Raw genomic sequence first — 8,723 nt, forward strand, 5'->3', positions numbered from 1 at the left:
TTCCTCTGCTCCCCTGCTCCCCCCGAAGTCGGATACCACTGCCACCGCTTTAAGCTACCATCTTCCGGCGGTTCAGTGCAGAGGGCATAAGCTTGAGCTGAGGAGTTTTCGGACTGTTCAAAAATACTAAACTGACAAGCTGGGAGACTTTTAAAAACGTGTTCTCCACCATCAAGATGCCATAAGTTAAATTCTCCCCGTGGAGAACGACCAATGCAACCCGCCCCAAAACCCCCAAGGGGCATACCGTGCCAAGGTCCATCGTCAAGATTGCTAGCATAACGGACAGTGTAAGGGTTGTCCCAGTCAAGTCCGAGGGGACGCTGCCAGGTACACTCCGGAATTTTTGGGCGTGGTGGTTGATAGATCATTATTTGATCTTACGGTGTAGCCTGTTAACAGGTAAATCCACCCTGTAAAACTTGCCCTTTGTTTCCCTACTCCCGTTCTGAAAGTTACGGCTTGGAAAGCAACATAGAATCATCAGCTTCCTTGCGGCAAACGTGGGAGTTTTACGGTAAATGTCGTGCCTACACCGACTTGACTGTTGACAGTAATTTCACCACCATGTAAATCAACTGCATTTTTGACAATCGCTAAACCTAGCCCTGTTCCAGGAAGTTTACCAACATTGGTAGCCCGATGGAAGGCTTCAAATAAGTGAAGTTGGTCTTCGACAGGAATGCCGATGCCTGAATCTTGAATTTGGAACACGATATGGCTATCGAAGTAGGTGAGAACAAACTCGATAGTGCTACCCACAGGAGAATACTTTATAGCATTCGAGAGCAAGTTACTGAAAATATGCTGTAAAAGTTTTTCATCTAGATAAGAATCTGTAACCTGACTTACTCCTGTAAAGTTCTGTCCCTCGGGTTCTAGACCCATAGGTGTAAAGATAAGGGTATGCTGATGACCAGCACCTAGTTGTAACTCTTCTACCAAAGTGCAACAGAACTCAATCGCATTTAGGGGAGAGGGTTTAAACTCTAACTTTCCAGCTTCAGACTTGCCCACTAGCAGAACATCGTCCAACATTTGAGTCATGTGTTTGACATGAGAGTAAATCCGATCAAAGTGAACGTTTTTTTTATCTTCACTCCAACTGTGGCTGTAATATCTGAGAAGTTCCGTAGAACCTAGAATGGTCGTCAAAGGGGTGCGGAACTCATGGGAAACCGTAGAAACGAAGCGAGATTTGAGTTCCGAAAGTTCCTTTTCTTTTTCAAGATTGGAGCGCAGTTCATCTTCTGCCTGTTTGCGTTTAGTGATATTGCGTACAATTGCCACGACTTCTTTCTCTTCACTGAGCGCCAATCGTGCTTCGTAATAGAATTTCTCCCCTGCCAATAGCAACTCATACTCCCATACTCGAAGTTCACCGGTTTGTCGGGCTTGGGAGACACTATCGAGAAAGCGTTGAGCTACAGCAACGGGCAGAACTTCTTCGATTTTTTTCCCTAGAATATTTTCTTTGTCAAAGAAGGGGATGCTCTCTTTTGGGGCTTTGTAGTTTACAATAATGCCATGTTGATTAATGCGAAACATTAAGTCAGGGATGGCATTCAACAATGCTCGGTTTGTAGCAACACTACTCAGCAGTGCCGCCTCTGTACACTTTTGGCGAGTGAGAGTCTGCTCTAACTTAGACAGATTACACCGTAACTCGAGTTGGCTGATAACTTGTCGCCCTAACGCTTGAAGAGCACTAAGCTGCTCCTTAGTGAGTTGGCGTGGAATCTGGTCAATCACGCAAAGAGTACCAAGGGGAAAGTGATTGGGTGTGACAAGGGGAACTCCTGCATAAAACCTGATTTTTGGGTCACACAGAACTAGAGGATTGGTAGCAAAGCGTTCATCCTTTAACGCATTGGGTACAACCAGGGGTTCCTTAGGGGAAAGAATCCCATGGGCGCAGAACGCTAACTCTCTCGGTGTTTCTGTAGCGTCCAGACCGACTTTTGACTTAAACCACTGTCGATGGGCATCGACTAGACTGACTAAGGCAATGGGAGTGTTACAAATCGAGGATGCCAGCAGTGTCAAATCGTCAAACGCTTCTTCAGGAACTGTATCAAGAATGTGATAGCGATAGAGTTCTTTGAGCCGTTCTACCTCATTATCAGGATAGGGTGCTGGTTTGGCTGCTGGTGTTGGTTCACCGTGTAATGCTGGGACAAGTTTTCTCAAGTTTTGTCCCTGGAAGTAGCGTTGGACAACAGGAAAAAAGTGGTTCTTTAGCACTTGCTCAGTATGGCGGAGGATTTTAGAAATAGTGACCAAACTCTTTGCTCTCAAGTCTTAATGCCAGGTAAGGACGAGTGTAGATGCTGTTCAGGTTAACTTCACCATTAAACTTAAAGAACCCGGAAGTCCTGATCTCTATACAAATAGAGTAATAGACGAGAAACTTGACTGGGATTGGTAAATTTACGGAAACTCTTTTCTTAACGTGATGGTGTCTGCGAGATTTCCGGCAACGGCGATTGTAAGTCAATGCATGATCTTCGATTGCTATAAAAAGTTGAGGTTCTACGCCGCTGGTATCTCACCCATCAAATAGACTGCCTAATCTAATTGGCAGGTAATGAGTCGAGATAAAAAATAGTTGGTCATTTTTGATCCATAGGGTGAATTCCACCACCGTGAGGGATGACACCCAACGGGGGCTGCAAAGGTATAGTCAAGTTCATCGCATTTTTTCCAGCGGTTGTTTTCACGCCATCCTAACTTTTGTCCCCAGTTTTCAATGAGTTCGGTATTGCGTTCTATCGTTGTATTTAGATTTCCACCCAAGTTTTGATAAATGCGGAGCTGTATGCTAAAGCCAAAGTGACCCTTGCTATAAACAACCCAAAGCCGATCGATCACCTGAAGTGCATTGCAAGAAAATTTTGTAATTTCTTCAGGGGTTATTGATTCTAAGTCAGTTTCCCCAGCTATCTCCATGATCAATTTAATGGTTTCTAGATCCGCTTCAAACCAGTTATCTGCTGCTAAATAATGTCGCAATTTCTCATATCTGTAAATATCCGAAATCAGCATGAGGTTTTCCTCAAACTGAGAAACTTGTTCGGATAATGCTGGAAGTTGATTCAACTGGGTCTTAATTTCAGATAACTGGCTGTTGAGTTGATTCAACTGTGTTTTTATCTCAGATAACTGGGTACTAAATTGAAGATCCTTCTCGACATTCTTATCCGTCATACGCGAATAGACCTACCATTCAAGGAGAAAACAATAAGGATGTCATCCTCGGTGCGATCGCAGGAGCGGTATCTGCAGAAGTCTGAGTTACCGCTAATTGTCAACTTTACCTCAATTTAGCAGTTGTTGTCTTTTACTTTCTTGCTGAACTATCGAAATCTTACAAAAGTAGATGAGCTCCATAATGTCTTTAACTCCTCTTTTATACATAAAGTTAGGTTCCCAATACCCTGACTTGCCCTAGGCTACTTCTAAATTTGCCACACTAGTTATATTGCTTATTATTCATTATTCCACAAATGTCTAAACTTCTACCAACCACGTTAATTTCTGTCTGCCTACTCTTTGGTGTTGAGGGACAGTACCAAAGCACGATCGCAAGAACCTGCGTTGCCGCAACCAGTTGTGGTTCCCAACCTGTAAAGTTTGTACCCGGTCAGCGTATTACGGTTGAATTTGCTAACCTTACTTCTGGCATTGTTGAGTTACAGCAACTCTACAGCACCGATCCGTTACCTATCAGTCCAGGACAGGTGTTGTCGTTTGTTCGGGGAGGTAGTACCGACCCTAATTTCTCGGCGGTGTTTTGGGATGCCCAAGGATTACCTCTGAAAGTGGACATTCTGAAACCCGAAACGCGACTCCTCCGCATCGAAGTGCGTCCCGGCGGGCGTCCTCCTGGCGATCGCGCCGTTTATCTCCAAGATGACGGTCGAGTAGAGATTTTGTAGGTTAAACCCATACTGCTACTTGGGTAAATGATTGTCACCTATCAAATGCGGTAATTGGAAATTCGTGGGTAGGGGCGGCTTTAACCTGTGATATTGGCTTTCTCACCTAGATATCAGTAAATCCGCCCTTGCTCTAATTTGTCTGTAAAAAAATAAAAATTACTTAAGGGTAAAAGTGTAAAATTAAATACAGACAACTATTCATTTTTCACGAATTTTAATAGTAAAAAGTAAGTGTTGTAGTCTTAAATTAAGGGCAGGAAGCTCGATTGATTTACATATCTTAGCACAATGAATAATCATTGCTCTCCCTCCATTCACTCCTCAATGCTATTTCATATTTTTTATTGATTTATTACCCAGAATTTTTACTTTTTAGTAGTAAACTTAAACTCATTGGATTAAGAGGTACGTACTATGAATAATTGTCCTTGTTGTGCGGCAAAATTACTACCTCATATCCGCTCTAAGCGCATATATTGGTATTGCTCTCGATGCAGGCAGGATATGCCCGTTCAAGATGCAGCGAGAACCCAGTATCAGGAAAAGCTTCCACTCGTCAGTCCTCTAAACGAACTATTGTCTAAACGAATCTTAACAACAGTGGAGTGACAAGCAACAGCAATAGTATGGGTGGATCAGTAGCTTTATTGCTGGTCTGATGATTTTAGGGAAGTATTCGATTTTAGCCTTGGAGGGCGACATAAAATGGGTTGGTAATTGAGTAGTGAATACCAAAAATGCAGCCAGTTTTATGTGTTCATCTATACACTACGGTTTAGCTCCCTGACTTTTTAGAGAAGTTGGGGATTTCACCTTTATAATTTTCCCGTTGAAGCCCCCATTCTCTGAACTCCTTATGACTCTTCAACAAAAATCCGAATGTAACCCCACTTGCCGTTAACCTTGACTGACGCTAACCCTTCGCTAAAGGATTTCGCTTCATCAAAATATGGTGGAATGCTAAACTGCCCCCTTTTATTGATATAGCCCCACTTGTCATCCACCTTCACGGCTGCCCATCCATCCCTAAACGATGTCGCCTGATTAAAGTGCAGCTCAATGACGAGTTGCCCCATAGAGTTAATGTAGCCCCAGCGATCGGCAATTTTTACGGGTGCTAGTCCCTCAGCGAAAGCTCTAGATGCATCAAAGTTGGGTAAAATAACTACTTGACCGCTCTGATTGATATAGCCATATTTGCCAGCTAACTCGATTTGCGCCAGCCCCTCAGAAAATGACTCAGCCTGTTCAAACTGTAGAGAGATGGCTAACTGACCTATTTTATTGATATACCCCCACTTGTTATTCCGTTTAACTGGCGCTAATCCTTGACTAAACGCACCCGCATCCTCAAACTGAGGTAAGATTCCCCATTGACCGTTGCGATCAATATAGCCATACTTGCTACCGATTCGGATTCGTGCCAATCCCTCAGAAAAAAAACCCGCCTCATCAAATTCTAAACGACTGACCAACTGCCCCGTTTTATCCACGTAGCCCCACTTGTAACCCATTTTGACCCGCGCCCGCTCCTCCTGAAAAGAATCTGCCCAATCAAATTGCGGTTGCTTTACCCGTTTGCCGGAGTGATCAATATAGCTGTACTGCCCCCCGATACGGCGATGGGTGAAACTGTGGGCTTTAATTTTGACGGGATCAAAGGGTATCGAATGGGCATAGGGACCAGATCGCAAGGCTTTAGCGAGGGCGTCGTTATCCTCTCGCAATCCTTCGTAAAAGAAGAATACTTCCCCTGGCATACCGCGATCGCGATTATACTGAATGGCTTGCAACAGGTGTTCTGGACTAATGCGGTAGGAACCAATTTTGATTAGAATGCCGGGAACAACAGAAGGCAGTTGTGGGGAAATGAGTTGCTCGTTGATCATGCGATCGACCAACTGCTTATAACTGTGAATGTCACGCCGATAGAACTGGGGATGAATTAAATCTACCAGTCCTTGATCAATCCAGGCTTGGCTGTCTTGGAGGTATTCCTTAAACCCCCAAGGGTAGGGACTGGGGGACAGGGAAATGATTAATTCAGGATTGATGGCGATGACTTCCCGGTAAAGACGAGTTAAGAAATGGGTAAGTAAGTCGCCCCGCCACTGCAACCATTGGGCATCTTTCGGGTTTGATGGCGGATAGTGATTAAACTGTTGAAAATAGCGTCCGACGGTGTTGGCATCATAGCCCCCTTCAGAGGGAAGTGCAGGCAGGCGGTCATCTCCCTGAATTCCTGTGATATCGTAATTTTTGATAACTTCCAAAATCAGACTCATCAGGAAGTTTTGCACTTGGGTGTCAAAGGCATTGAGCCATTCAAAGTTATTCTTGGTTAGTAGTTTTCCCTTGGCATCCCGTGCTGCCCATTCGGGTTTTTTGGCAAGCAAGCGTCCGCCATTCTGATTGTAGGAACTGGCAAAGCCATACTCGAACCAGGGAATTACCCCTAATCCCACCCGCTTGGCGGCTTCGATCAATTCTGCGAGTGGATCTCGTCCTTTATAACGCGGATCGATTTCCAACTCGAAGTTTTCCAGCATCACGCGACTGGGATAAAGGGTGGCGGCATTATTCCAAACGACGGGAAAGACAACATTAAATCCAGTTTCGGCAAGGAAATCCATAGCTCGGGCAATGCTTTCTTTGGAACTGAAGACTCTGCTATCGGTAGTCGTCAGCCAAACTCCACGGGTTTCCGCAGGAGATGTCTCCCCTGCTGTAGGCGTAACTAGTCTTGTCTCTTGATAAGTTCTGACTAATGCCAGTCCTTCTGAAAAATTATCGGCTTCATTGAGTTGGGGTTGAATGACGAGTTTTCCCGTTGAATCGATATAGCCCCATTTATCCCCAATCTTGACCCGCGCCCGTCCTTCTACAAAGGAGTCTGCTTGCTCGAATTGAGGTGCAATGGCGATTAAATCTTCCCTAGGAACGTAGTGGAACGGCACACCTGGGAGGTTTAATACCCGACAAATGAATGCGGCAACTTCTCCTCTAGTTGCATTTTGATTGGGATTAAGGCGTCTGACATCGGGATAGTTAACCACCCAATAGTTTTGGGTTGCTATGGCGATCGCTCTGAGGGCATAATTGGGGATGGCACTCGCATCATCAAAATACCGTTGCAGGATGGGAGTGGGGTGGGTCGTTAAGTTATTATTTAGCCCACTCACCAATGCTACCAATACTTGCACTCGCACGATGGGTTGATTGGGTTTGAAGGTGCCATCAGGATAACCGGAAAAAAAGCCTGCACGGGTGGCGGTTTGAATTGCTGAATACGCCCAGTGATTGGAGGGAACATCTGGAAAGGGGGCGGCACTGCGCACGGGGGCAGCATTGGGAAAGGCTTTAGACAAAATGGCAGCAAATTCAGCGCGAGTGACTGGGTTAAGGGGTCGAAACATACCCTCTGGATAACCGCTAACGATCGCACGGATAGAAAGTTGGCGAATGCATTCTTTCGCCCAATGATTTTGAATATCAGAAAAAATCAAGCGAGCTAATAATCAAGGCAGTTTTCTTAGAAGCATGATAGCTTACTTAATAATCGAGACGAAAGGGGATTTCTCTGGCAAACTTGGTATCGACAATCAAAGTTATCCCAGTAAAACCATGACAGAGAATATTCAGCGCGGTAGTAGGGGACCCGCCCCCCATTGGAATTTAGGACGAACCAAAACCATTAGAGTCCCAATCGCCATCGCTGATCGGTTAATAGAGATTGCCCGTAAAATTGATCGTGGAGAACCAGTCGAACCGACAATGTTCGGGACAGGGGAGGACGCCCAGGAGTTATCCAAAAGTTCTCATTTACCCGATAGCTGCCGCTAGAGAGGAGCTAGCCAAAGCAGACTTGACCGAAAAATAAAGCGAATCGTGCTCACCATACCCAACTCGAAGCCCCAATTCAATCGCAATCTGAATGAGTCAGAAAAATTGGAGGACGGGCTGTATACAACACCAGTATAGAAGCAAAGGACTAGACAAATTGAACGAGCTTAACCCACAAAAAAAACCCCAGCGGCTAGCTGAGGCTATTGAATCAGGGTGCATCTACCTCTTCTGTATCCCATAGGGTTGTTGTGACATCCGGAAGATTTGAGATAGTTAGAAAAATACGCCCAAAGGCTTTAGTTAAGGACTAGACACACGTCACACTTTAGGCAGCAGCAACAACCCTACCGAAGCCGCTCTGAACGAAGAAATACTGCCAAGAACTAATCTGACTAGCGCTAATTTGGAGCAAGCTGACATAAGTAGAGCCGTTTTTGATAAAGAATTCACCAATTCTTCAACTGTCACAGACAGAAGGAAGAAACAACTGCGATCGCAAAGCCGATTCAGTCCCTCGTCTGAGAGTATTTTCTGTGCAATTTAAAAAACTGTCCCTTTCCTCAAATCTACCCTATGAGTGGCAATTAATATCATGATATAACTTTAGGATTTCAATGAGGGAAAAGAACTATGGAATCACCCTTTAAGAACGAAACTCATAGCAGCGCTTGGATCTTCCAGACTTGGGCTTCTTTTATTATTTCTATTTCTGCCATGTCCATCGGAATTTTATACCTGCCGGTAGACAGTTGGACTAAAGGTTTTATGGGAATGGGGTTAGGCTTCTCGGTTGGCTCTACAATCAGTCTATCGAAAACTACTAGAGATATTCACGAATCGAAACGAATAACTTCTCGGCTGGATGAGGCAAGAGTCGAAAAACTCCTAAGTGAACACCACCCCTTGAAATAATCTTACTTTTTCATGCATCTGGGG

At 44.7% G+C, this 8,723-nt stretch carries 7 protein-coding genes; 3 read left to right on the forward strand and 4 right to left on the reverse strand.

Annotated elements, in window-relative coordinates; all coding sequences use genetic code 11:
* From IQ257_RS27835 to IQ257_RS27845, 3 genes are all read right to left on the reverse strand, one after another.
* A partial coding sequence (locus IQ257_RS27835) for a GH116 family glycosyl-hydrolase (protein ID WP_265586118.1) occupies positions 1-371 on the reverse strand: 371 nt, incomplete at its 3' end.
* A 112-nt stretch (positions 372-483) separates the two neighbouring features.
* Positions 484-2,190, reverse strand: a complete 1,707-nt coding sequence (locus tag IQ257_RS27840) for an ATP-binding protein (RefSeq protein ID WP_193880497.1) — start codon at positions 2,188-2,190, stop codon at positions 484-486.
* Between the two features lie 378 nt (positions 2,191-2,568).
* Positions 2,569-3,207 carry a GUN4 domain-containing protein gene (locus tag IQ257_RS27845; RefSeq protein WP_193880475.1) on the reverse strand — a complete coding sequence of 213 codons (639 nt, stop codon included), beginning with the start codon at positions 3,205-3,207 and terminating at the stop codon, positions 2,569-2,571.
* A gap of 299 nt (positions 3,208-3,506) precedes the next feature.
* Here IQ257_RS27845 and IQ257_RS27850 point away from each other — a divergent pair, with 299 nt between their 5' ends.
* Positions 3,507-3,938 carry a hypothetical protein gene (locus IQ257_RS27850; RefSeq protein ID WP_228061098.1) on the forward strand — a complete coding sequence of 144 codons (432 nt, stop codon included), beginning with the start codon at positions 3,507-3,509 and terminating at the stop codon, positions 3,936-3,938.
* Between the two features lie 857 nt (positions 3,939-4,795).
* Here IQ257_RS27850 and IQ257_RS31285 read toward each other — a convergent pair.
* Positions 4,796-7,447, reverse strand: coding sequence for a WG repeat-containing protein (locus tag IQ257_RS31285; RefSeq protein WP_322744488.1), 2,652 nt, complete (start codon positions 7,445-7,447; stop codon positions 4,796-4,798).
* Positions 7,448-7,481: 34 nt separating this feature from the next.
* Here IQ257_RS31285 and IQ257_RS27860 point away from each other — a divergent pair, with 34 nt between their 5' ends.
* Positions 7,482-7,784, forward strand: coding sequence for a hypothetical protein (locus tag IQ257_RS27860; RefSeq protein ID WP_193880472.1), 303 nt, complete (start codon positions 7,482-7,484; stop codon positions 7,782-7,784).
* A 633-nt stretch (positions 7,785-8,417) separates the two neighbouring features.
* Complete coding sequence (locus tag IQ257_RS27865) at positions 8,418-8,699, forward strand: YiaA/YiaB family inner membrane protein (RefSeq protein ID WP_193880469.1); 282 nt, start codon at positions 8,418-8,420, stop codon at positions 8,697-8,699.
* Positions 8,700-8,723: the final 24 nt, after the last annotated feature.

Origin of the sequence: Coleofasciculus sp. LEGE 07092, assembly GCF_015207375.1 — a bacterium.
In the GTDB taxonomy this organism is placed as follows: Bacteria; Cyanobacteriota; Cyanobacteriia; order Cyanobacteriales; family Coleofasciculaceae; genus LEGE-07092.

Coding starts and splice junctions, on each gene's coding strand:
- IQ257_RS27850 (WP_228061098.1), top strand. CDS start 3,507: ATGTCTAAACTTCTACCAACCACGTTAATTTCTGTCTGCCTACTCTTT.
- IQ257_RS27860 (WP_193880472.1), top strand. CDS start 7,482: ATGATAGCTTACTTAATAATCGAGACGAAAGGGGATTTCTCTGGCAAA.
- IQ257_RS27845 (WP_193880475.1), bottom strand. CDS start 3,207: ATGACGGATAAGAATGTCGAGAAGGATCTTCAATTTAGTACCCAGTTA.
- IQ257_RS27865 (WP_193880469.1), top strand. CDS start 8,418: ATGGAATCACCCTTTAAGAACGAAACTCATAGCAGCGCTTGGATCTTC.